This is a genomic window from Caballeronia catudaia (assembly GCF_001544755.2).
GTDB lineage: Bacteria > Pseudomonadota > Gammaproteobacteria > Burkholderiales > Burkholderiaceae > Caballeronia > Caballeronia catudaia.
Genome location: NZ_FCOF02000004.1, coordinates 92,284 through 114,990, shown reverse-complemented (window position 1 = coordinate 114,990; position 22,707 = coordinate 92,284). Strand labels below are relative to the sequence as shown.

Annotated in this window: 21 protein-coding genes; 14 read left to right on the top strand and 7 right to left on the bottom strand. The window is 62.6% G+C overall.

The annotated features are described in order from the left end of the window. Positions 1-23: 23 nt before the first annotated feature. Both AWB75_RS05980 and AWB75_RS05975 read right to left on the bottom strand, forming a co-directional pair. Positions 24-794, bottom strand: a complete 771-nt coding sequence (locus AWB75_RS05980; RefSeq protein ID WP_061123159.1) for a PP2C family protein-serine/threonine phosphatase — start codon at positions 792-794, stop codon at positions 24-26. Positions 795-900: 106 nt separating this feature from the next. Then, on the bottom strand, positions 901-1,233 hold the full coding sequence (locus AWB75_RS05975) for a hypothetical protein (protein WP_061123316.1): 333 nt from the start codon (positions 1,231-1,233) through the stop codon (positions 901-903). A gap of 474 nt (positions 1,234-1,707) precedes the next feature. On the opposite strand from AWB75_RS05975, the gene AWB75_RS05970 reads away from it, so the two are divergent. The 3 genes from AWB75_RS05970 to AWB75_RS05960 all read left to right on the top strand — a co-directional run bounded on the left by AWB75_RS05970 (position 1,708) and on the right by AWB75_RS05960 (position 3,767). Next, positions 1,708-2,208, top strand: a complete 501-nt coding sequence (locus tag AWB75_RS05970) for a lecithin retinol acyltransferase family protein (protein ID WP_061123158.1) — start codon at positions 1,708-1,710, stop codon at positions 2,206-2,208. A 47-nt stretch (positions 2,209-2,255) separates the two neighbouring features. After that, a complete protein-coding gene (locus AWB75_RS05965; RefSeq protein WP_014250790.1) occupies positions 2,256-2,504 on the top strand; it encodes a hypothetical protein in 249 nt (82 codons plus the stop codon). A 168-nt stretch (positions 2,505-2,672) separates the two neighbouring features. Further along, the gene (locus AWB75_RS05960; RefSeq protein ID WP_061123157.1) at positions 2,673-3,767 is read left to right on the top strand and encodes a 4-hydroxyphenylpyruvate dioxygenase family protein; all 1,095 of its coding nucleotides are present in this window, start codon (positions 2,673-2,675) and stop codon (positions 3,765-3,767) included. 24 nt (positions 3,768-3,791) lie between these two features. Here AWB75_RS05960 and AWB75_RS05955 read toward each other — a convergent pair whose 3' ends face one another. Then, entirely contained in the window at positions 3,792-4,205 is a 414-nt protein-coding gene (locus AWB75_RS05955; protein WP_061123156.1) for a cupredoxin domain-containing protein, read from the bottom strand. Beyond that, entirely contained in the window at positions 4,202-5,191 is a 990-nt protein-coding gene (locus AWB75_RS05950; protein ID WP_061123315.1) for a metallophosphoesterase family protein, read from the bottom strand. Before AWB75_RS05950 ends, AWB75_RS05955 begins: the two co-directional genes overlap by 4 nt. A gap of 306 nt (positions 5,192-5,497) precedes the next feature. Between AWB75_RS05950 and AWB75_RS05945 the strand changes: the two genes are divergently transcribed. From AWB75_RS05945 to AWB75_RS05905, 9 genes are all read left to right on the top strand, one after another. Beyond that, on the top strand, positions 5,498-6,169 hold the full coding sequence (locus tag AWB75_RS05945; RefSeq protein ID WP_061123155.1) for an RNA polymerase sigma factor: 672 nt from the start codon (positions 5,498-5,500) through the stop codon (positions 6,167-6,169). Then, a complete protein-coding gene (locus AWB75_RS05940) occupies positions 6,159-6,878 on the top strand; it encodes an anti-sigma factor family protein (RefSeq protein ID WP_061123154.1) in 720 nt (239 codons plus the stop codon). The genes AWB75_RS05945 and AWB75_RS05940 overlap by 11 nt, the downstream gene beginning before the upstream one ends. Positions 6,879-7,190: 312 nt before the next feature. After that, positions 7,191-8,399 (top strand): ABC transporter substrate-binding protein, encoded by a 1,209-nt coding sequence (locus AWB75_RS05935; RefSeq protein ID WP_407642130.1) that lies wholly within the window; start codon positions 7,191-7,193, stop codon positions 8,397-8,399. A 125-nt stretch (positions 8,400-8,524) separates the two neighbouring features. Beyond that, positions 8,525-9,397 carry a branched-chain amino acid ABC transporter permease gene (locus AWB75_RS05930; protein ID WP_061123152.1) on the top strand — a complete coding sequence of 291 codons (873 nt, stop codon included), beginning with the start codon at positions 8,525-8,527 and terminating at the stop codon, positions 9,395-9,397. Positions 9,398-9,407: 10 nt separating this feature from the next. Continuing rightward, on the top strand, positions 9,408-11,351 hold the full coding sequence (locus AWB75_RS05925; RefSeq protein ID WP_061123151.1) for a branched-chain amino acid ABC transporter ATP-binding protein/permease: 1,944 nt from the start codon (positions 9,408-9,410) through the stop codon (positions 11,349-11,351). A gap of 71 nt (positions 11,352-11,422) precedes the next feature. Then, positions 11,423-12,157, top strand: coding sequence for an ABC transporter ATP-binding protein (locus tag AWB75_RS05920; RefSeq protein WP_061123150.1), 735 nt, complete (start codon positions 11,423-11,425; stop codon positions 12,155-12,157). Positions 12,158-12,245: 88 nt separating this feature from the next. Continuing rightward, a complete protein-coding gene (locus AWB75_RS05915; protein ID WP_061123149.1) occupies positions 12,246-13,082 on the top strand; it encodes a shikimate dehydrogenase family protein in 837 nt (278 codons plus the stop codon). Positions 13,083-13,209: 127 nt separating this feature from the next. After that, positions 13,210-15,135: a potassium transporter Kup gene (locus tag AWB75_RS05910; RefSeq protein WP_061123148.1), complete on the top strand. Its 1,926-nt coding sequence runs from the start codon at positions 13,210-13,212 to the stop codon at positions 15,133-15,135. 97 nt (positions 15,136-15,232) lie between these two features. Then, complete coding sequence (locus AWB75_RS05905; RefSeq protein WP_061123147.1) at positions 15,233-17,233, top strand: acyl CoA:acetate/3-ketoacid CoA transferase; 2,001 nt, start codon at positions 15,233-15,235, stop codon at positions 17,231-17,233. A gap of 41 nt (positions 17,234-17,274) precedes the next feature. Here the strand turns inward: AWB75_RS05905 and AWB75_RS05900 are convergent, their stop codons facing one another. Continuing rightward, positions 17,275-18,759, bottom strand: a complete 1,485-nt coding sequence (locus AWB75_RS05900) for an amino acid permease (protein ID WP_061123314.1) — start codon at positions 18,757-18,759, stop codon at positions 17,275-17,277. Between the two features lie 371 nt (positions 18,760-19,130). Here AWB75_RS05900 and AWB75_RS05895 point away from each other — a divergent pair, with 371 nt between their 5' ends. Continuing rightward, positions 19,131-19,787 (top strand): peroxiredoxin, encoded by a 657-nt coding sequence (locus AWB75_RS05895; RefSeq protein ID WP_061123146.1) that lies wholly within the window; start codon positions 19,131-19,133, stop codon positions 19,785-19,787. A 75-nt stretch (positions 19,788-19,862) separates the two neighbouring features. Here the strand turns inward: AWB75_RS05895 and AWB75_RS05890 are convergent, their stop codons facing one another. Both AWB75_RS05890 and AWB75_RS05885 read right to left on the bottom strand, forming a co-directional pair. Beyond that, positions 19,863-20,348 carry a ferritin-like domain-containing protein gene (locus tag AWB75_RS05890; RefSeq protein ID WP_061123145.1) on the bottom strand — a complete coding sequence of 162 codons (486 nt, stop codon included), beginning with the start codon at positions 20,346-20,348 and terminating at the stop codon, positions 19,863-19,865. Positions 20,349-20,519: 171 nt separating this feature from the next. Continuing rightward, positions 20,520-21,230 (bottom strand): FadR/GntR family transcriptional regulator, encoded by a 711-nt coding sequence (locus AWB75_RS05885; RefSeq protein ID WP_061123313.1) that lies wholly within the window; start codon positions 21,228-21,230, stop codon positions 20,520-20,522. 477 nt (positions 21,231-21,707) lie between these two features. Between AWB75_RS05885 and AWB75_RS05880 the strand changes: the two genes are divergently transcribed. Beyond that, positions 21,708-22,601, top strand: coding sequence for a ketopantoate reductase family protein (locus AWB75_RS05880; protein ID WP_061123144.1), 894 nt, complete (start codon positions 21,708-21,710; stop codon positions 22,599-22,601). Positions 22,602-22,707 lie beyond the last annotated feature (106 nt).

Below are 22,707 nucleotides of genomic sequence, written 5' to 3'. Positions count from 1 at the left end.
GGCGCCAAGTGCGCCAGACGGCCCTAAATAGACGGATTCACCTGCGTCTTATCGCTCGCCATCAAATCCTCCGCATGCGCGACGACGACCGAAATGTTGTCGCGCCCGCCTCGCGCCAGCGCCATCTCCAGCAGCCGTTGCGCCGCCGCTTCGCAATTGCCCGGCGCGAGCTCGCTCGCCATTTCCGCTTCGCTGACTTCGTTCGACAACCCGTCGCTGCATAGCAGGAACGTATCGCCATCGTTCAGCGTGAGCGTGTGCTCATCGAGCTCGAGCACGTCGAGCGCGCCGACTGCGCGCGTGATCAGATGCTGCGCGGGATGATGCAGCGCTTCCTCGGCCGTCAATTGCCCGCGCGCCTTCAATTCCTCGACATGGCTGTGATCGCGCGTGAGCTGCATCAGCCGGCCCTGCCGGAACAGATAGATGCGGCTGTCGCCCGCCCACAGATAAGCGCACGCGCCGTCGCGCGCCGCGAGCAGCACCACCGTGCTGCCGATGCGCGATACCTGACGACGCGCCGCTTCCAGCCGCAAGCGCTCGTTGACGTCGAGCAGGCGCGCGCGGGCATCGGCGATAACGCTCGCGAGGCCATCCGGGCCCGCCGCCTTCGCGAGGCTCTCGACGACCATCCGGCTCGCCAGATCGCCGACCGCGTGCCCGCCCATGCCGTCCGCGACGACCCACAGGCCGCGCTCGGGCGCATCGAGCAACGCGTCTTCGTTGATGTGCCGCACGCAGCCGGTGTCGGTGCGAGCGGCGGAAGTCCATCGGAATTCGGTGCTGAAGGTCACGGCAACCTCCGGAATCCTGGGTGACGCGGCAGGGGGCGGGCTGGGCGGACGGTCCTGCTCATTGTGACCCAACCCGCGCCTGAAACGAATCTTGATGCCCACCACGTCAGCCCGCGCGATTTCCCGCCACCGAATTCGGATTGACGGTGAGCGTTGCGCCGTTGCCCGTGTTGCTGACCGCGACGCTCTGAAACTGATTGACCATCTGGCCGACCGTGATGTTGTTGTTCGTGATGTTGTTGGTGACCTGATAGATGTTGTTGGTGACATCAACGAGCGTCACCGACGCCGCACCACCGCCACCGCCCGACGACTGTTCGACGAACGGCACGATCCAGCCGAACACCCAGGGCGCTCCGCCGCCGCCGCCGATGGCCGACATCGCCGAGTGATCCAGCTCGCGGTCGTACTGAAGATCGCTGATGGTGAGGGCGCACATGTCGTTTTCTCCGTGATGGCCTGTGAGCAGGACACCCGCATTCAATGCAAGGCTCATGCCGACGCCCACGTCCCTCCGGGCCTTTTCGCCCCTTGGCCGATGGGGCGGGGTTGTGGCGGCAGAATCCGATCCCCGCCTGGCCGGGATCACCTAGGTAACAGTCGGATCGCCGCCAACACGCGATGTTGGCGCATTGAAGACGAACCAACACATCGACGCTTCGATCGACGGGACGCTTGATCGGGCGGGTCAGGGCGATTTCGTCGCATCCGTTTCTGACGCTCTGCATCCAACAAACATCGTCGAAATCTGTTGGTTCGGAAAAAACATAAAGCCACCAAGACACGCCGTTAAATCGGGCTTAACCTCGTAAATTCAATAACTTAAAGAAGCTGGCAAGGAAGATGCAAATGACATGGCAACCCGGCGCCAAACAAACACCCGGCGCCGGGCAAAGAAAAATCGGAGCGAGCCATGTCAACCAACCAACAATCCGGACTGATCGAACAGCAAGCGGTCTGCGCTTTCTCGATCGACGATGAACCGGCGCTCGGCACCGAACTCGTTACGCGCCGCTCGGGCTACGAACACCACGGCGTCTACGCGGGCAACGGCATGGTCATCCACTACGCCGGCTTCGCAAAGTCGCTGCATCGCGGCCCGGTGGAAGAAGTCACGCTCGGGCAGTTCGCCGCCGGCCATGAAATCACGATCCGTCAGAATCCGGCCGCGAAGTTCGTCGGCATGGAAGCGGTGCGCCGCGCGCGCAGCCGCCTCGGCGAAGACAACTATCACCTGCTGACCAACAACTGCGAGCACTTCGTCACGTGGTGCCTCGACGGCCGCGCCCGCAGCCGTCAGGTGCAGGCCTGCTTCGTCCACCCGAGCGCCGCGGTTCGCGCCGTCGCGGGCCTCTTCCGCGCCTATGTCGCCGCCGAGCGCCGCCGCCGCATGAATGCAGCGCTCGCAGCCTGAACCCGAAGCGTAGCCGACCGAAGCTGACCGATTCCGAGGAGACCATCATGCAAACCACCGAAAATTCGCTGCACTGGGCCGTCGACAAATGGCTTGCCCCGACGCCCGCGCATCCGGCACGCGTCGTGCGTCTGTGCCGCTCGCATGTCACCGGCGCGCGCTATGTCTGCATCGAGGCGCAGCATCCGGGCGGCCCGCTCGCGATCATTTTCTTCCGCCATGACGACGGCACCTGGAACGTGTTTCCGCCGCAGGCGAAGCGCCCGTCGATGAGCGCGGAGCGCCTCGCCGCGTAAATGGCGTCGATCGTTGCCGGGGCGCGTCGGGCTGCCCTGGCTTTGACACGGTAATCCCGCAGCCGCTACTCTAGGTGCACCCGATGCAGTCGCCGGGTCGCACGGATGCGGCAGGTCGTGATAGTTTTGCGTCCGTGAACCAGATCGACCATTTTCGAGGTATTGCCGATGACCCAGCCCGACTCCTCTTCCTCCGCCCGCGCGATGCCCGATCCGAACGTCGGCGACAATCCGCTCGGCATCGCGGGGCTGGAGTTCGTCGAGTTTTCCAGTCCCGATCCCGAAGGGCTCGCGACGCTGCTCGAAACGCTCGGTTTCGTGCCGGTCGCGGAGCACGTCAGCAAGGCGGTGACGCTGTTTCGCCAGGGCAGCATGAATTTCCTCCTGAACGCGGAGCCGGATTCGTTCGCATCGCGCTTCGCCGAGTCACATGGCGTCGGCATCGCCGCGATCGCCATTCGCGTGCTCGATGCCCAGACCGCCCATGAGCGCGCGCTCGAATATGGCGCGTGGGATTTCGAGGGCGAGAAGATCGGCCCGAACGAACTGGCGATTCCGGCGATTCAGGGCATCGGCGATTCGCATATTTATTTCGTCGATCACTGGCCGGGCAAGAACAGCGGCGAGGCGTCGATCTACGACATCGACTTTCGCCCGATCGCTGAAGCGAGCCCGGATCTGAAAGGCGCCGGCCTGCTCGAAGTCGATCACTTCACGCAGACGGTCGGCGCGGGCCGCATTCAGGAATGGCTCGATTTCTACCGCGAAGTGCTGCACTTCTCGGAGATTCATCAGGTGCATCCGGACTGGCACGTGTCGCGGGATTCGGCCGTCACGCTGTCGCCGTGCGGCTCGATCCGCATTCCGGTGTACGAGGAAGGCACGTATCGCACGGACCTGATGCAGCAGTATCTGCCCGATCACGAAGGCGAGGGCGTGCAGCATATCGCGCTGGCATCGGCGGATATCTTCGCTTCCGTCGATGCTCTGATGGCGCGCGGCGTGCGCTTCCTGCAACCGCCGCCGCGCTATTACGACGAGATCGACGAGCGTCTGCCCGGTCACGGACTCGACACGAACGCGCTGCGCACGCGCGGCATTCTCGTCGATGGCGAAATCCTCGCCGACGGCACCCCGCAGCTTTTCCTGCAAACCTTCGTCGAGCGCAAGCCCGGCGACATGTTCTTCGAGATCGTCGAGCGCCGTGGGCATCACGGTTTCGGCGAGGGCAATCTTGCGGCGATCGCAAAGGCGCGCGGCTGACGCGGCACGCCTTCGCGCGCGGCCTCATTGCACGACGACCGTTCCCGTCATGTGCGGATGCAGCGAGCAGAAGTACTTGTACGTGCCGGGCTTGTCGAACACATGCGAATAGCTTTCGCCGCTGTCGAGCGGATCGGACTTGAAGGTCTTGCCTTCGTCGGTGACGGTATGCAGCATGTCGTCGCGATTCACCCATGTCACCTTCGTTCCAGCCGGCACGGTGATCGCCGCCTGGTTGAACGCGAAGTTGTCGATGGTGATGGTCGGCGCATTGGCCGCCGCGACCTGTTGCGGGGGTTCCTGTGCGCAGGCCGTCGGAATTGCCGCACTGATGACGCCCTTAACGACGAGCGCGAACGCGGCCTTGCGCAGGAACTTGCCGGCGAGCGGACGCAGGTTGGCGGGCGAGATGTAGCTCGCGATCATGGCGGCGTTCATGATTGCGCGTCGGCGAGCGCCGTGTCGGTCACAGCCAGATACTCGCGTCCCGCGACATGCGTGACTTCGCGCAGGCCCAGCATCGTGCGCAATTGCTCCGCCGGCACTTTCATCGGTCCGGGCCCGGACGCCGCGCCCGGCGCGGGCTGCGGAAACGCGGTGGACATCGCCGAATAGAACCGCATCTCTCCCTCCACTTTTTGCGCCACCTGATGCACGTGGCCGTTCAGAACCGTCACCGAACCGAAGCGCTTGAGGAGCGCGAGCGCCTGCGCGCTGTCGTCGGTGCCCCAGCCCCATTGCGGATACAGCGCCCACAGCGGAATATGCGCGAACACGACGATCGGCGTACTGCTCGATTTGCCCTGCAAGTCGGCCTTGAGCCAGGCGAGCTGCGCATCGCCGAGAAAGCCGAGGCCGCCGCCCTTGAGGTCGATCACGTTGGTGAGTCCGATGAAATGCACGCCGCCTTGATCGAAGCTGTACCAATGCCGGGTGCTGTCCTTGCCGTATTGCCCGGAAAAGCGTTCGAAGAACGGATTGCCTTCTTCGACCAGAACGTCGTGTTCGCCCGGCACGTAATGCACGTCCATGCCTGCCTTGTTGATGATCTGCGTCGCGGTGTCAAACTGCGCGGGCTTGGAAAGATGCGTGATGTCGCCGGTGTGGATCATGAAGGCGGGGCGTTTTTTCATCGCGCTCACGCGGTTGACGGCTTCTTCGAGCGTGCTCGCCGGCTCGGTATTGGGGTCCTTGTTGAAGCCGATATGGCTGTCGCTGATCTGCACGAAACTGAACGAACTGGTTTTCTCGGCCGCCTGCGCCGACGAGATCAGCCGCGAGACCGGCACGCCGCCGCTCACGGTCCAGATCACGCCCGCGCCGGCCCAGGCCATGCAGGAGAGTGCGGTGCGGCGGCGCTTGCCGCGCTCGTCGAGTTCGTCGTGTTCGTGCTTCGGCGGCACGAGGGTGGGATCGGGTTTCATGACAATTCCTTGGATGTTGGCGGCCGCGTTTCTTGTCGTTCGAATCGGCAAATTCACGCGCATGGCGGCTCGATGCATGGGCGCGAGGCCGGCGGCTTTCCCCCGATGAGCGAGGCCGCAGCGGCTTCTGTTCATCGAACCGGCGATGACGGCGCGTTATTCCCGCGATATTTTTTCGATTGATCGACGCAAACGGGAATAAACCGGGAGCGTGGGGAGTATCCGAGGGGAAGGCGCGCAAAGGCGTGACACGGCTGCGCCGAAGCGATGTTCCCCGAACGTGGTTGTCGAAAGGAGACCCGCGCGATGTGGCAGAGCAGGTCGAAAGAAGACAAGTCCGGGCGCCGCGGCAAGGCGGACGCCGAGGCGGCCCACGCGCGCTTCGAGGCGACGGTGATGCCGCACCTGGACGCCGCGTACAACCTCGCGCGCTGGCTGTCGGGCAGCGCGAACGATGCCGACGATGTCGTGCAGGAAGCCTATCTGCGCGCCTTCCGATTCTTCGGCGGATTCGAGGGCGGCGAGGAAGCGAACGCGCGGGCGTGGCTGCTCGCGATCGTGCGCAACACGTGGTTCACGGAATGGCGGCGGCGCGTGCAACTCGCGGACGCGACGCCCTACGACGAGGAACTGGGCGGCGACGAAGCGCTGCCGGGCTGGTCGGAGGAAGGCGCGGCCGACCCGGAAACGCTCGCCGTGCGCCGTGATGAAGTTCACCTGGTGCATCGCGCGCTGGAGGCGCTGCCGATCGCCTTTCGCGAGGTGCTGGTGTTACGTGAGCTGGAAGACATGAGTTACAAGGAAGTGGCGTCCGTGACCGGCGTGCCGATCGGCACGGTGATGTCGCGGCTCGCGCGCGGCCGCAAGATGCTGGCGGGGGCGGTGCGCGCGGCGCAGGGCGGGCAGGACAGGCCGAACGTGAGGCTCGTGCGCCGCGCGGGACCGGGTCATTCAGAGGAGTCGGGAAATGGAAAATAACGACACCGCCTCGCTCGATACGAGGCTCACCGATGGTTCGCTCTATCAGCGCGCGCCCGTGCATCTGCGGGCGCAGGTGCTGGCGCGCGTGAGGGCGGAAGCCGAGGAGGACGCGCGCAGGCATGCGCCGGCGCGCCGTGCCCGACGTAGCTGGAGCAATCCGTTCGCGGCGCCCTGGCCGTTCTTCGGCGGCGCATTTGCCGGCGCGACGCTCTCCGCGCTCGTGCTCGGCACGATGCTGTGGTTCCAGGCAGCGCCGCTCGTGTCGACCCTGTCGAGCGGCTCGCCGATCGCGCAGGAGATCGTGTCGAGCCACGTGCGCGCGCTGATGTCGGACCGTCCGATCGACGTGCTGTCCAGCGACAAGCACACGGTGAAGCCGTGGTTCAACGGCCGGATCGACTACGCGCCGCCGGTGATCGATCCGGCGGGGCCGGGTTTCGCGCTCGTCGGCGGGCGGCTGGATTACATCGATCATCGGCCGGTGGCGGTCGTGGTCTATCGGTATCTGAAGCATCCAATCGACGTGTATGTATTTCCCGAGCGCAAGGGCGAAGCGAAGACGGAGCCGGTCGTCACCCAGTCCGACGACGGCTATGCGCTCGCGCGCTGGAATCACGACGGCATGACGTTCTGGGCCGTCACCGATGCATCGGGCGCGGTGCTGCGCCAGTTCGCGCACGCGATCGAAACGGGTGCGCCGCGCTAGGCAAGTCGAATTGATTCAAGGAGTGCGCAAGGTTGCGCGCGGTCGTCCTCCGGGGGATAGCCGCGCGCTTTTTTGTGTTCGGGATTCGGTGTCACTTCTTGCGTTGCACGCTTACGGTGCGTCAGACGTGCGCTAACGCTCGTGCTCTTCGGGTATGTCCGAATATGGTCATATCCTTACATTTTTCTAAACTCGCTTCCAACCTATGTAATCGATAACGCATAGTGCATTTAAAAGCACTGCCGGCTTTCGCTGCGTTGCATGGGCCTTCAAATAACGATCAACGATTCAGCGAAGGAGACACACATGGGTATGCAGATGAAGCTCATCGCGGGCGCGCTCGCATTTGGCGTATTCTCGTTGGCGCACGCGGCTGATCCGATCAAGATCGGCGTCGATGGCCCGTTCACGGGCGGCTCGTCTTCCATGGGTGTCAGCATGCGCGACGGCGTGCGTCTCGCCACGGCGGAGATCAACAAATCAGGCGGTGTGCTCGGCCGCCAGATCGTGCTCGTCGAGCGCGATGACGAAGCGAAGAACGAGCGCGGCGTGCAGATCGCGCAAGAGCTGATCAACAAGGAAAAGGTCGTCGCGGTCGTTGGTTATATCAACACGGGTGTCGCGCTCGCGTCGCAGCGCTTCTTCCAGGAAGCGAAGATTCCCGTGTTCAACAACGTCGCGACGGGCACTGTCGTGACGAAGCAATTCGACGATCAGCCGGATAACTATGTGTTCCGCAATTCGGCGGCCGACCGCATCCAGGCGCCGATGATCGTCGAGGAGGCCATCACGAAGCGCGGCTTCAAGAAGGTCGCGATTCTCGCCGATTCGACCAACTACGGCCAGCTTGGCCGCGAAGATCTGGAGAAGGCGCTGGCTGCGAAAGGCGTGAAGCCTGTTGCTGTCGAGAAGTTCAACATCAAGGACGTCGACATGACGGCCCAGTTGCTGAAGGCGAAGGAAGCGGGGGCGGAAGCGGTGCTGACGTATGGCATCGGGCCTGAGCTTGCGCAGATTGCGAACGGGATGGCCAAGCTTGGCTGGAAGGTGCCGCTGGTCGGATCGTGGACGCTGTCGATGGCGAATTACATCGACAATGCTGGCACGAACGGCGAAGGCGCGCGCATGCCGCAGACCTTCATTCAGGAGGCGAACACGCCGAAGCGCAAGGCGTTCATCGAGGCCTATCTGAAGGAATTCAAGCCGAAGAACGAGCGTATCGATTCGCCGGTGTCGGCGGCGCAGGGTTATGACTCGATCTATTTGCTCGCGGCGGCGATCAAGCAGGCTGGCACGACGGATGGCCCGAAGGTCAAGCAGGCGCTCGAGAACCTGAACGGCAAGGTGGAAGGCGTGGTGATGGTGTATGACAAGCCTTTCACGAAGGCCGATCACGAAGCGATCACGCCGAATGTGCCGGTTATCGGGGAAGTGAAGAGTGGGAAGGTGGTTTTTGCTTACGAGGCCGATAAGAAGGGCGGCGGGACATTGCGTGTTAAGCAGACTACTGCTGCTAATTGAGTTTTTTTCTGGAAACTTGCTTTCGCGTTGGTTTGTTAGCACTGCCCCGCACAGGGGCAGTGCCAATAGACCGACAAGAATACGAGATTTCATAGAAGCGTACGAACACCAACCCAAACGCCCCGATGATCCTTCTGCAACTCATCTATAGCGGCGTCGCGCTCGGCATGATCTACGCCGTGATCGCCTTTGGCTATCAACTCACATTCGCCACATCGGGCACGCTGAATTTCGGTCAGGGCGATGCGCTGATGCTCGGCGCGCTCGTCGGCCTGACGCTGGTCTCCGCAGGCGTCAATTACTGGCTGATGATTCCGCTCGTGTGTTTCTTCGGGCTCGTGCAGGGCTCGTTCGTCGAGCGCATCGGCGTGCGGCCTGCCATCAGGATCAAATCCGAATTCGGCTGGATCATGTCGACGATCGCGCTCGGCATCATCTTCAAGAACGTCGCGGAGAACGTCTGGGGCCGCGACGATCTGCGCTTTCCTTCGCCTTTGCCCGAAGCGCCCCTGAAAATATTCGGCGCGAACGTACTGCCGATGGAACTGCTCGTCGTTGGCGGCGCGCTCGTGATGATGCTCGCAGTCGAGTTCTTCAATCGCAAGACGATCTTCGGCAAGGCCGTGGTCGCGACGGCGAACGATCGCGATGCGGCGTCGCTGATGGGCATCAACACGGGGCTCGTCATCACCTTCTCGTATGCGCTGTCGTCGTTGACCGCTGCATTTGCAGGGGTTTTGATCGCGCCGCTCACGTTGACCGGCGCAACGATGGGCGCGGTGCTCGGTCTCAAGGCATTCGCCGTGGCGATCATCGGCGGCTTGTCGAGCGGCATGGGCATCATCGTCGGCGGGATGATACTCGGTATCGCGGAGACGACGACCGGCTTCTATATTTCCACCGGCTACAAAGACGTGCCGGGGCTCGTGCTGCTGTTGATCGTGCTTGCGGTCAAACCGGCAGGTCTGTTCGGCAAGACTGCGATCAAGAAAGTCTGAGGCGGCGACGATGAAAGCAAAGAACTGGCTCGCGGCACTCATCGGGCTTGCCGCGCTCATGATTTTTCCGGTCGTATCGGGCAATCCGTACTACATCCATTTGGTCGAAACCATCATGATTTACGCGATCCTGTTGTTCGGGCTCGATATCGTGGTGGGTTATACGGGACAGGTTTCGCTCGGTCATGCCGGCTTGTTCGGCGTGGGTGCATACACGGCGGGCGTGCTTTTCAGCAAGCTCGGCATGCCGTTCTATGTGACGGCGCCGCTCGCGATACTCGTGACGGCAGCCTTCGGCGCGATCCTTGCATTGCCCGCGCTGCGTGTATCGGGACCTTATCTCGCGATGGTGACGCTCGCGTTCGGCACGATCATCCAGATTCTCATCAACGAGATGGACTTTCTGACGAACGGACCGATGGGCCTCAAGATCCCGAAGCCGATGTTCGCCGGTCACAAGCTCGACGAAGTGGAGTATTACTGGCTCGTCGCGGCGATGCTCGTTCTGTCGCTGATCGTCGTGCATCGCGTGCTGAAGTCGCATCTGGGGCGCGCGTTCGAGGCTTTGCGCGACAGTCCGATCGCATCGGACTGCATGGGCGTGTCGGTGTATCGCTACAAGGTCTATGCGTTCGTCATCAGCGCGGGCTTTGCGGGTCTGGCGGGCTGTCTCTATTCGTACTCGGAGCAATACATCTCGCCGAACACGTATAACTTCGAGCTGACGATTCTGTTCCTGCTCGCGATCATCATGGGCGGGCGCAAGACCCGCACGGGCGCGATCATCGGCTCGACGGTCATCGTACTGTTGCCGAAGCTGCTAGACGATATAGCGAATTTTCGCGTGGTGGCGACGGCGCTGGCGGTGGTCGTCGTAGCGGGCGCGGTGCTGGCGCTCGTGCGCAAGACCACGACGCCGCAGCGCGTGGTGGTGCCGATCATCGGCACGGCAGGTCTCGCAGTATTTTCTTTCTGGATCGAAGCGTTGACGGACTGGCGCCTCACGATCTTCGGCTTGATGATCCTGCTCGTGGTTTATTACTTGCAGGATGGCATCGTGGGCTTCGTGCGCAAGACATTGAATCTCGGCCGCGTGCGAGTGACGAAGGTCGAGACCGACGAGCTCGCGAGCTATACGCGCGAGGACGATGCCGTGGCGGCGGTCGCCACGCAAGGCGCGCAGACGCTTCTCGACGTGCGCGGCGTGCTGATGCAGTTCAGCGGGCTGAAGGCGTTGAACGACGTGAACCTGACGGTGAAGCGCGGCACGATTCACGGTCTCATCGGTCCGAACGGTTCTGGCAAGAGCACGATGATGAACGTGTTGACGGGCATCTATGTGCCGACTGCGGGCGCGATCGAATACGAAGGCCAATCGCTTGCGGGACGTACCTCGTCGAAGATTGCGCTGTCGGGTATCGCGCGGACGTTCCAGAATGTGCAGCTCTTTGGCGAAATGACGGCGCTGGAGAACGTGCTCGTGGGCTTGCATCACACGTTCAAGTCGAATTTCGCGGATGTCGGTGTGATGAGTTCGCGGTATCGGCGTGAGGAGCGCGCGGCGCGTGAGCGTGCTTTCAATATGCTGCGCTTTGTCGGGCTGGAGAATGTCGCGGGCGAGGAAGCGCGGAACTTGCCTTATGGCAAGCAGCGGTTGCTGGAGATCGCGCGTGCGTTGGCGCTGGATCCGCAACTGCTTTTGCTCGATGAGCCTGCGGCTGGCTTGACCGCACCGGATATTCGCGAACTCGTCGCGATCATTCGGAAGGTGCGCAATCACGGCATCACGCTGGTGTTGATCGAGCATCATATGGATGTGGTGATGAGCGTGTGCGATGTTGTGTCGGTGCTCGACTTTGGGCAGAAAATCGCTGAGGGGAAGCCTTCCGAGATTCAGGCTAATGAGAAGGTTATCGAGGCTTATTTGGGTGGGCAGACGGCTGAGGCTGTTTGATTCTTTTTGTTATCGGGGAGCTTGCTTCAGGATTCCACGAAAGCAATGCAGAGCCAAAGCAGAAAACAAAAATGCTGACGATAAAAAACCTCCACGCCGGCTACGGCAAAGTCAAAGTCCTGCATGGCATATCCCTGACCGTGCCGAAGGCAAAAGTAGTGACCTTGATCGGCTCGAACGGCGCAGGCAAGACCACAACCATGCGCGCCATCTCCGGCATGATCAAGCCGACAGAAGGCGAAATCACAATGGGCGCAGGCAGCGACGCAAAGCGCATCGACTCGCTCGAGTCGCACAGGATCGCGCGGCTGGGACTGGCCCATTCCCCCGAAGGAAGACGCGTATTCGCGACGATGTCCGTCACCGATAACCTGTTGCTGGGCGCATTCCCACGCCTCACGTGGTCAAGACCCAAAGGCGACGTCAACGCGGATCTCGAACGCGCGATCGAGCTATTCCCGCGCCTGAAAGAACGCCGCAATCAACTGGCGGGCACGCTTTCCGGCGGCGAACAGCAAATGCTCGCGATGGCGCGCGCGATCATGCTCAACCCCGATCTCGTCTTGCTCGACGAACCGTCGATGGGCCTGGCGCCCATTCTCGTCGATGAAGTATTCCGCATCATAGAGCGTCTGAAAGCCGATGGCGTCACGATGCTGCTCGTCGAACAGTTCGCCGCCGCCGCGCTGAATGTCGCGGATTACGGCTATGTGCTGGAGAACGGCCGCGTCGCGACACACGGCCCGGCCGAGCAATTGCGCAACGATCCATCGGTGAAAGCGGCTTATCTCGGCGCGAGTCATTGATTGCCGCACTGCGGCAGAAAAAATCCGCCCTATCATGGTCAGGGGGCGCGACCACGCGCGCCCTCGACATCCCCAACAAGGAGCTGCCATGATCAGCGGCAAGACCACTCTGATTGCTCACCTCGGCTACCCGACCGAAGCGTTCAAGGCGCCGATGATCTACAACCCGTGGTTCGACAAGCAGGGCATCGACGCCGTCGTCGTGCCAATGGGCGTAAAACCCGAGGATTACGTGGCGTTTCTTCCGCATCTATTCAAGCTGACGAACATTCGCGGCGCGCTCGTCACGATGCCGCACAAGATCACGACCGTCGGCCTGATGGACGAAGTGAGCCCGACCGCGCGCATCGCCGGGGCGTGCAACGCGATCCTGAAACGCCCTGACGGCACGCTCGTCGGCGATCAGTTCGATGGCGCGGGCTTCGTGCGCGGCGTCGAACGCAAAGGCCGCAAGCTCGCGGGCACGCGCGTGCTCGTGCTCGGCAGTGGCGGCGTCGGCTCGCCGATCGCGGCATCGCTCGCGGCTGCGGGCGTCGCGGAGATCGCGATCTTCGATACGAATACGACATCCGTCGAGGGCCTCGCGTCGCGTTTGCGCGAGCACTATCCCCAACTCGTCGTCAGGACGGACACGAAAGACCCGGACGGCTTTGACGTCATCGTGAACGCGACGCCGCTGGGCATGAAGGAAAGCGACCCGCTGCCGTTTGATATCGAGCGGATCGCGCCGACCACGTTCGTCGGTGAAGTCGTGATGAAGTCGGAGTACACGCCGCTCCTGCGCGCCGCAAAGGAAAAGGGCTGCGCCGTGCAGGTCGGCACGGACATGCTTTTCGAAATGATCCCGGCGTATCTCGAGTTTTTCGGTTACGGCACCGCCACCGCCGACGATTTGCGCGCTGTCGCACAAATCAAATACGCGTAAATAACGCTTCTTGCGCGGACACGGCCCATATCCGTTCCTATACTTATCGACACAGCAACGCAGACGCTCATCCTCTGACAAATAGGCCGCGCGAGTCACGGCGGCCAGGAAAATGCAGGGAGGAATCATGGGATCGACTGCACCCGGCTTGCCGGCCGACGACAAACACGCGCCCGAGCCGCACGGCCATCCGGCGTTGCTGGGGCTTTCGCTCGCGGCATTGGGCGTCGTCTATGGCGATATCGGCACGAGCCCGCTCTACACGCTCAAAACCGTGTTCGATCCCGCGGGCGGCCTGCCATTGCAGCCCGCGAACGTGATCGGCATCGTGTCGCTGATCTTCTGGTCGCTCACGGTCATCGTTTCGCTGAAGTATGTCGCGCTGATCCTGCGCGCCAATAATCACGGCGAAGGCGGCATCATGGCGCTGCTCGCGCTCGCGGCGTCGTCGGTGGAATCGAAAAAGCGGTTGAAGCACGTGCTCCTGCTCATCGGCGTGATGGGCGCCGCGCTCTTTTACGGCGATGGCGTCATCACGCCGGCCATTTCCGTGCTGAGCGCCGTGGAAGGGCTCGAAGTGGCCGCGCCGATGTTGCAGCCGTACGTCGTGCCTATCACGCTCGTCGCGCTCATCGGGCTCTTCGTGATGCAGAAGCACGGCACCTCGGGCATCGGCGCGGTGTTCGGGCCCGTCATGGTGCTGTGGTTCATCGTGCTGGCGGTGTCGGGTCTCATGAACATCAAGGATGCGCCGCACATTCTCACCGCGCTGAATCCGCTGAGAGGGCTCGCATTCTGCCTGCATCATCGCTGGCTCGCGTTCGTTGCGCTCGGCGCGGTCGTGCTCTCGCTCACAGGCGCGGAAGCGCTCTATGCCGACATGGGTCACTTCGGCTCACGGCCGATTCGCCTCACGTGGTTCGTCATCGTCTTTCCGGCGCTCGCGCTCAACTATCTCGGTCAGGGCGCGCTGCTGATCGCCGATCCATCCGCGTTGCAGAATCCGTTCTATCGCCTCTTTCCGTCGTGGATGCTCTATCCGATGGTCGTGCTCTCGACGATCGCGACCGTCATCGCGTCGCAGGCCGTGATCTCCGGCACGTACTCGATGACCAAGCAGGCGATGCAGCTCGGCTTTCTGCCTCGCATGAGCGTCGTGTACACGTCGGCGCGGGAGATCGGTCAGATCTATGTGCCGGGGATCAACTGGACGCTGCTGCTCGCCGTGGTCGCCGCCGTGCTCGGCTTCGGCTCGTCGACCGCGCTGGGTTCGGCATACGGCATCGCCGTCACGGGCACGATGCTCATCACGACCGTGCTGACCTTCTTCGTCATCCGCTACGCCTGGCACTACAACTGGGCGCTGTGCCTCTTCGCGACGGCGTTCTTCTTCGTGATCGACGCCATGTTCTTCTCGGCGAATTGCCTGAAGATTGCGGAGGGCGGCTGGTTTCCGGTCGCGATCGGCCTCGTGATGTTCACGATCATGGCGACATGGGGACGCGGCGCGCAAATGATGATTCAGGAAGCGCACGTGCGCGCGGGCACGACGCCGCTGAAGCCGTTCCTCGCGAATCTGACCGCGCGTTCGCCCGCGCGCGTGGAGGGCACGGCCATCTTCATGTCGAACGATCCCAACAGCGTGCCGCATTCGCTCATCAACAACCTCATGCATAACCGCGTGCTGCACGAAAACACGGTGTTCCTGACGGTTGCGACCGAACCGGTGCCGTGGGTCGACGAAACGCGGCGCGTGGCCTTGCAAGCCCTAGGAAACGGCTGCTTTCAGGTGACGGTGAACTACGGCTTCAAGGACGAAGTGGATTTGCCCGCCGCGCTGGAGAAATGCCGGCCATCGGGCGTCAAGTTCGATCGCGCAAGCAGTTCCTATTTTCTTTCGCGGGCGACCGTCGTGCCGACGCCGGGCACGGGCATGGCGTTATGGCGCGAACGGCTCTTCGCGATCATGCTGCACAATGTGGGGAACGTCGCGGCGTATTTGCGCCTGCCTGCCGATCGCGTGATCGAGGTCGGCACGCGCGTCGAGATATGACGGCGCAAATCGGCTGATAGGCGGGCATTCGAGGAAAGCACGCGTCGCGACGGGGAGCGAGACTGACGACAAGACAACGCGGCAAACAGGAGACGCCATGACCGCCAGCAGCACGCCGACCCGCCATCCGTTTCCCTCCGGCACGCGCCTCGTCGAGCGCGGCAAGATCGTGTCAGCGCGCGAGGCCGTGCGCCTGATCCAGTCGGGCGACACGATCGCGACGAGCGGCTTCGTCGGCATCGGCTTCGCGGAGGAAGTCGCCATCGCGCTGGAGGAGCGCTTCGTCGAAGGCGCGCATCCGATCGCCGGCCTCACGCTCGTGTATGCCGCCGGTCAGGGCGATGGCCGCGCCAAGGGCCTCAATCATCTCGCGCACGAAGGGCTCGTCAAGCGCGTGATAGGCGGGCATTGGGGCCTCGTGCCGGGCTTGCAGAAGTTGGCGATCGAAAACCGCATCGAAGCGTATAACCTGCCGCAAGGCGTGATTTCGCAGCTCTTTCGCGATATCGCCGCGCACCGGCCCGGACAGATCTCGACGGTCGGCCTCGGCACGTTCGTCGATCCGCGCAACGGCGGCGGCAAGCTCAATGCGCGCACGACGGAAGACCTCGTGCGGCTCATGCCCATCGACGGCACGGATCATCTGTACTACAAGACCTTCCCGGTCGATGTCGCGATCGTGCGCGGCACCACGGCCGATCTCAACGGCAATGTCACGATGGAAAAGGAAGCGCTGACGCTCGAAGCGCTGTCCATCGCGATGGCCGCGCGCAATTCCGGCGGCATCGTGATCGCGCAAGTGGAGCGGCTCGCGGAATCGAACACGCTCAACTCGCGTCAGGTGAAGATTCCCGGCGTGATGGTCGATTGCGTCGTGCTCGCGAAAGCCGACAATCACTGGCAGACCTTCGGCGAGCAATACAGCGCGGCGTTTTCCAGCGAACTGCGCGTGGCCGCGAGCTCCGTGCCGCCGATGGGCCTCACCGAGCGCAAGATCATCGCGCGGCGCGCGGCGTTCGAACTCATGGCGAACAGCATCGTGAATCTCGGCATCGGCATGCCGGAGGGCATCGCGAGCGTGGCGAACGAAGAGCAGGTGATCGATCTCTTCACGATGACGACCGAGCCGGGCGTCATCGGCGGCATTCCGGCGGGAGGTCTGAACTTCGGCGCGGCGACCAACACGCAGGCGATCATCGATCAGCCGTATCAGTTCGATTTCTACGATGGCGGCGGCCTCGATATCGCGTTCCTCGGTCTCGCGCAGGCCGACCGCGAAGGCAATCTCAACGTGAGCAAGTTCGGCCCGAAGCTCGCGGGCGCGGGCGGCTTCATCAACATCAGCCAGGCGGCGAAGAAGGTCGTGTTCGTCGGCACGTTCAACGCGGGCAAGCTCGATGTGGCGATCGAAGACGGCAAGCTCAAGATCAATCGCGAAGGCGATTGCCGCAAGTTCGTCGAGGCAGTCGAGCATCGCACGTTCAGCGGCAGTTATGCGGCAGAGCGCGGACAGCCTGTGCTCTATATCACCGAGCGCTGCGTGTTCGAGCTCACGGACAAGGGACTCGCGCTGACTGAAGTCGCGCCGGGCATCGATATCGAGCGGGACATCGTCGCGCAAATGGGTTTCGCGCCGATCACGGACACGCCGCCGCGTCTGATGGACGAACGCATTTTCCGCGATGCGCCGATGGGCTTGCGTAAAATCCTTCTGAGCCTCGACTTGTCCGAACGCTTCAGCTATGACGCGGAGAAGGATCTCTTCTTCATCAATTTCGAAGGGCTCGAAGTCAAGAGCCTGAGCGATGTCGAAGCGATCCGCCGCGAAGTCGAAAAGCAATTGGCCGATGCGGCGACGCGGCCGCATGCGATCGTGAATTACGATAACTTTTCCATACGCCCCGACATGCTCGACGCGTATTCGGAAATGGTGACCAAGCTGGTCGATGGCCATTACGACCGCGTGACGCGCTATACCACGAGCAGCTTCTTGCGCCTGAAACTGGGCGATGCGTTGAAGCGCCGCGGCGTAGCGCCGTATATCTACGAAAGTCCGGAAGAAGCGCGCGAACACGAATCGAAACGCGCGTCGGAATAAGCGAAAGGGCCGCGTTTTCGTGCGGCCCCTTGCATATCTGTCTATGACTCGCGTTGCTTGCGCAGCCTGCTGTGCCTGATGCCGTAAACGAAGTAGATCACGACACCGATCGCCATCCAGATCACGAGCCGTATCCATGTGTCGGCGGGCAATCCGGACATCAGGAATAGCGACGACAGCGCGCCGACCGGCGCGACGATGAACACGGCGGGCGTCTTGAATGCACGCTCCAGATTCGGCTGCGTGATGCGCAGCACGAGCACGCCGATGCTCACGACGGTGAACGCGAACAACGTGCCGATGCTCACGAGTTCGCCGACGAGCCCGATCGGCAGCGTCCCCGCGAGAATCATCACGATGACGCCGGTGAAGATCGTCGTGATGTAGGGCGTATGGAAGCGCGGGTGAATCTTCGAGGCGAATGGCGGCAAAAGGCCGTCTTTCGCCATCGAATAGAAAATGCGCGGCTGTGAAAGCAGCAGCACGAGAATCACGGAGGTCAGCCCGAAGATCGCACCGAGCTTGACGATGGGCGAAAGCCAGCGCATGCCGATCGCATCGACGCCGACGGCGATCGGGTCCGACACGTTGAGCTTGTCGTAAGGCACGATGCCCGTCAGCACATACGACACGAGCACGTAGAGAATCGTGCAAATCGTGAGCGAACCGAGCAGGCCGATCGGCATGTCGCGTCTTGGATTGCGTGTTTCCTGCGCCACGCACGACACGGAATCGAAGCCGATATAGGCAAAGAACACGACCGCCGCGCCGCGCAGCACGCCGCTCATGCCGAACACCCCCGACTCGCCGGTATTCGGCGGCAGGAACGCGCCAGTCGGGTTCTGCGCGGTGACCCAGTTCGCCTTGTCCACATACGCGATGCCAGCGGCGATGAACGCGAGCACGATCAGCACCTTGATCACGACGATGACGCTGTTCACGCGCGCCGACTCGCGTATGCCGGTCACGAGCAGGAGTGTGATGAGGCCGACGATCACCATCGCGGGCACGTTGAGAATCGCGCCGGCGTGACTCCAGCCGTGGCCCGGCTCGTAAGCGAAGGGCGCCTTCGCAAACTGCTCGGGTATGTCGATGCCGAGCGAATGCAGAAAGCTCACGACATAGCCCGACCAGCCGATCGCGACCGTCGTCGCACCGACCGCGTACTCGAGAATCAGATCCCAGCCGATGAGCCATGCGATCAGCTCGCCCATCGTCGCATAAGCGTAGGTGTAGGCGCTGCCGGACACCGGCACCGTCGAAGCCATTTCGGCGTAGCACAGGCCCGCGAGCGCGCAGACGATCGCGCCGAGCACGAACGAGATGGTGATGGCGGGCCCGGCGTTGGTCGCCGCCGCATGGCCGGTCAGCACGAAAATCCCCGCGCCGATGATGCAGCCTATGCCGAGCATGGTGACATCGAGCGCGGTGAGCGAACGGGTGAGCGCGTGGCCGCCGTGCTCCTGAAGCGCTTCCTCGGTCTCCTCTGCTTCGCTTTGCAGCGCAGCGACGGATTTTCTTTGCATGACGGTCACGATCGCCTCCTGTGCTTCCACACCTGCACGTTCGTTCTGACGTTACGTCGTCTTGTGATAGCAGATTTTGCAGCAGAATTCGAGCGTGGCGCCCTATGAACCGCATCTTAAGCGAAGGGTTTTATTGCGTACGCTCGTTCAGCGGGAGCGCGACAGCACGAAGTGTGCCGCGCTCTTTCGACAACCTCGTCCATTGCGCGCGACGCAAGACCACACGATGCTCGAGGGCGTGACCAAGCATCATTCGGATGCCGATGCGCGGCGCACTATAATCGGATTCACAGTTGCATTTTTCAACCCGGCATCCGTTCCGTTTTTACAGCGGAACGTTCACCGGACTTTCCATCATGTGGAGAATTGATATGGCTATACGCATTGGTGATGAAGCTCCCGATTTCACGGCAGAGACGACCGAAGGCACGATCCGCTTCCACGAGTGGATCGGCGACAAATGGGCCATCCTGTTCTCGCATCCGAAAGACTTCACGCCGGTCTGCACGACCGAACTCGGTTATATGGCCAGGCTCAAGCCCGAGTTCGACAAGCGCGACACGAAGGTCATCGGCCTCTCGATCGATCCGGTGACCAATCACTCGCAGTGGGCGAAGGACATCGAGGAAACGCAGGGCACGGCGGTGAATTATCCGATGATCGGCGACGCCGATCTCAACGTCGCGAAGCTCTACGACATGATCCACCCGAACGCGAGCGGCGCGAATCCGCGCACCGCGGCCGACAACGCGACCATTCGCGCCGTGTTCATCGTCGGTCCGGACAAGAAGGTGAAGGCCACCTTCACGTACCCGATGAGCGCGGGCCGTAACTTCGACGAAGTGCTGCGCCTGCTCGACGCGCTGCAACTGAACGCGAAGCACACGGTTGCGACGCCGGTGAACTGGAAGCCGGGCGAGGATGTGATCATCCCGACGTCGGTGTCGGATGAAGACGCGAAGAAGAAGTACCCCGACGGCTTCAAGACGCTGAAGCCCTATCTGCGCACCGTCGCGCAGCCGAAGTAACGCTCACGCGCGCCTCTTTCTTCCGTTCGTGCGATGAAGCAGCGCCGGCCCGCGCCATGCGGGCCGGCGTTTTTGTTATTTCGGCTCGGTACCGTGACCCGTGCGGCGCTCGGGCGAGGTATCGACTTCGCCGGGCCTGCGCAGCATCTTGTCGACTTCGCCGGCGTGCATTTCCTCCACCTCGATCATCTGCCGCGCGTATTCCTCCAGCGCGACCGAACGGCCTTCCACGACTGTCAGCAAGTCGCGATACAGACCGAGCGCGACGTTCTCGGCCTGTAGTGATTCGCGCAGGATCGTGGCGATGTCGAACGTGTGATTGTCGAGCAGCGGGCCGATTTCCAGCGACGGATACGCACCGAGCGTCGTGATCCATTCGCCGGCCTGATGCGCGTGCGTGAGCGATTCGTCGGCCTGCGCGCGCAGCCACGACACGATCGGAATGCGGCCGAAGCCGAACACGAGAAACGAATAGTGCGTGTAACGCACGACGCCGGCCAGTTCGGATTCGAGAATCTTGTTCAGGACGGCGACAACCTTTTCCTTTTCGAGCTCTGCCATTCCAGCCTCCGTATTTTCAACGCCAGGCGCCTAATCGCTTGCGGCTCCACTCATTGTAGTCACGTGGGCGGCGCATGCGAGGCGAAACTGCGGCGCCGGGGCGCGCAAGATACGCTCCCGGCTCGGAGGTTTGAAACGGCGGCGGCCCGTGGCCGCGCCGATGGATGCAGTTCAGGCGATTTCTTCGATCCAGATCGAGGCGGTGCGCGACAGCACTTGCGACATCGCCGTGCGCGCGCCGTCGCCGTCGGCGGTTTCGATGGCGCGCACGACCCGGCCGTAGTCGCCGAGTTGCGAATCGGGCACGCGCGGCAGCGCATGCGGCTGCGTGCGCAGGGCGGCCTTCATCGTTCGGATGCCGACGCGCACGACGCTGCCCATCTGCCGCAGCATTTCGTCGCCGCTGGCATCGACGATGGCGGCCTGCAAGGCGTCTTCCGCGGCCGACTGTAGCGGCTCGGACGGGCTTGCATGCACGAGCCGCTGATAAGCCGCGTTGATGGCGATGCGCTGATGGCGATTCGCGCGCGTGGCGGCGAGCGCGGCGGCGGGCGGATCGACGAGCGAGCGGAACTCGATCAGCCGGCGGATGCAATCGGGATCGTGCAGTGCGCGAAGGCGCCATTCCGCGACTTCCGGGTCCATGATGAGCCATTCTCGTGCGGGCTTGATGCGCGTGCCCGTTTTCGGCCGCACGTCGAGCATGCGTCGCGAGATGAGAATGCTCAGGGCTTCGCGCATGATGGTGCGGCTGACGCCGTGCTTCTTCGACAAGATGACTTGTGGCGGCAGCACGTTGTCCTGGTATTCGCCGCCCACAATGCCCGCGACGAGTTGATTCACCACGCGCTTGACGAGCGATGCTTCATATCCATGATTCATTTTCTTGTTCTCGTGATAACGCCCACGCTTGCGGCTCATTGCCACGTGTGTCCAGGCAGCAAAGCCAGCGTTTGTCTAAGATCACAGCGCCTCGGTGCGCCGCGCGGCCGAGTGCTCGCGCGAAGCGTTTCCCCTTCCGGGCACGCCGTGTATTTGGTCCCCAGGTTTTCAGCTACCGATGCGGCAAGAGCCGCACCCCCGCAGCGGCCGGCATTTGTTTGGACAGCATCGTCGATCCGCTGAAAGGAAGCGTATCTCCGTGTGGCCGGTTTTAACAATATGGTCCACCGCTAATTCGACTGACTATCGTGCGTCCGCCCACAAAATACGGCGGGCACGGCACGCGGCGTGATCAGGGTCGAGTTGCGCAAGCGTTTGCGCGTCATCGGTTATGCGAAGCATCGCACGCAGCGTTTCGATGCAGCGCCCGTGTGTTACCTTTGCGAGCCATAGCAACGCAACGAGGAGAAGCGGAACATGAAAGTCGCGGTCATGGGTGCGGGCGCGGTCGGTTGTTATTACGGCGGCATGCTTGCGCGTGCGGGTCACGAGGTCGTGCTGATCGCACGGCCGCAGCATGTCGAGGCGATCGGGCGCGAAGGCTTGCGCCTCGACACCCAGCATTTCGACGAGCGCGTGCGTGTGTCTGCGAGCACCGAAGCCAGCGCCGCGAAGGGCGCGCAACTGGTGCTCTTCTGCGTGAAATCCACCGATACGGATAGCGCGGCCCAGTCGCTCGCGCCGTATCTCGAACGCGATGCACTCGTTCTCTCGCTGCAAAACGGCGTCGAAAACGCCGAGCGTCTGCGCGAACTGTTGCCGCAGGAAGCGGCGGCCGCGGTCGTGTATGTTGCCGCACAAATGGCAGGCCCCGGCCATGTGAAGCACAACGGGCGCGGCGAACTCGTGATCGAGCCTTCGACGCAAAGCGAGAACGTCGCGCGGGCGCTCATCGATGCAGGCGTGCCGACCGAGATCTCCGATAACGTGCGCGGCGCGCTGTGGGCGAAGCTCGTGCTGAACTGCGCGTATAACGCGTTGTCCGCGATCACGCAGTTGCCATACGGAAAGCTCGTGCAGGGCGAAGGCGTGACGCGTGCGATGCGCGATGTCGTCGATGAATGCCTCGCCGTGGCAAAGGCCGATAACGTGACGATTCCCGGCGATGTCGATGCAGCGGTACGCCGTATCGCCGAGACGATGCAGAACCAGTATTCGTCGACGGCGCAAGACCTCGCGCGCGGCAAGAAGAGCGAGATCGATCATCTGAACGGGCTTATCGTGCGGCGGGGCGAAGCGCGCGGCGTGCCGACGCCCGCGAACCGCATGCTGCACGTGCTCGTGAAAGCAATCGAAAGCAAGGGTTCATAGTGCGCGTTGCGGCGCACTCCGGCAAAAGGGCGGGCTCGGGCGATGCTGATTTATGGAGCACGCACAGAAATCACCGTGTGCGGCCCATGAAATCGAATGGTGGCGC

Bases quoted from the DNA above. Each gene is read 5' to 3' on its own strand.
- AWB75_RS05975 (WP_061123316.1), bottom strand. From the start codon at position 1,233: ATGTGCGCCCTCACCATCAGCGATCTTCAGTACGACCGCGAGCTGGAT.
- AWB75_RS05970 (WP_061123158.1), top strand. From the start codon at position 1,708: ATGTCAACCAACCAACAATCCGGACTGATCGAACAGCAAGCGGTCTGC.
- AWB75_RS05965 (WP_014250790.1), top strand. From the start codon at position 2,256: ATGCAAACCACCGAAAATTCGCTGCACTGGGCCGTCGACAAATGGCTT.
- AWB75_RS05960 (WP_061123157.1), top strand. From the start codon at position 2,673: ATGACCCAGCCCGACTCCTCTTCCTCCGCCCGCGCGATGCCCGATCCG.
- AWB75_RS05955 (WP_061123156.1), bottom strand. From the start codon at position 4,205: ATGAACGCCGCCATGATCGCGAGCTACATCTCGCCCGCCAACCTGCGT.
- AWB75_RS05950 (WP_061123315.1), bottom strand. From the start codon at position 5,191: ATGAAACCCGATCCCACCCTCGTGCCGCCGAAGCACGAACACGACGAA.
- AWB75_RS05945 (WP_061123155.1), top strand. From the start codon at position 5,498: ATGTGGCAGAGCAGGTCGAAAGAAGACAAGTCCGGGCGCCGCGGCAAG.
- AWB75_RS05940 (WP_061123154.1), top strand. From the start codon at position 6,159: ATGGAAAATAACGACACCGCCTCGCTCGATACGAGGCTCACCGATGGT.
- AWB75_RS05935 (WP_407642130.1), top strand. From the start codon at position 7,191: ATGCAGATGAAGCTCATCGCGGGCGCGCTCGCATTTGGCGTATTCTCG.
- AWB75_RS05930 (WP_061123152.1), top strand. From the start codon at position 8,525: ATGATCCTTCTGCAACTCATCTATAGCGGCGTCGCGCTCGGCATGATC.
- AWB75_RS05925 (WP_061123151.1), top strand. From the start codon at position 9,408: ATGAAAGCAAAGAACTGGCTCGCGGCACTCATCGGGCTTGCCGCGCTC.
- AWB75_RS05920 (WP_061123150.1), top strand. From the start codon at position 11,423: ATGCTGACGATAAAAAACCTCCACGCCGGCTACGGCAAAGTCAAAGTC.
- AWB75_RS05915 (WP_061123149.1), top strand. From the start codon at position 12,246: ATGATCAGCGGCAAGACCACTCTGATTGCTCACCTCGGCTACCCGACC.
- AWB75_RS05910 (WP_061123148.1), top strand. From the start codon at position 13,210: ATGGGATCGACTGCACCCGGCTTGCCGGCCGACGACAAACACGCGCCC.
- AWB75_RS05905 (WP_061123147.1), top strand. From the start codon at position 15,233: ATGACCGCCAGCAGCACGCCGACCCGCCATCCGTTTCCCTCCGGCACG.
- AWB75_RS05900 (WP_061123314.1), bottom strand. From the start codon at position 18,759: ATGCAAAGAAAATCCGTCGCTGCGCTGCAAAGCGAAGCAGAGGAGACC.
- AWB75_RS05895 (WP_061123146.1), top strand. From the start codon at position 19,131: ATGGCTATACGCATTGGTGATGAAGCTCCCGATTTCACGGCAGAGACG.
- AWB75_RS05890 (WP_061123145.1), bottom strand. From the start codon at position 20,348: ATGGCAGAGCTCGAAAAGGAAAAGGTTGTCGCCGTCCTGAACAAGATT.
- AWB75_RS05885 (WP_061123313.1), bottom strand. From the start codon at position 21,230: ATGAATCATGGATATGAAGCATCGCTCGTCAAGCGCGTGGTGAATCAA.
- AWB75_RS05880 (WP_061123144.1), top strand. From the start codon at position 21,708: ATGAAAGTCGCGGTCATGGGTGCGGGCGCGGTCGGTTGTTATTACGGC.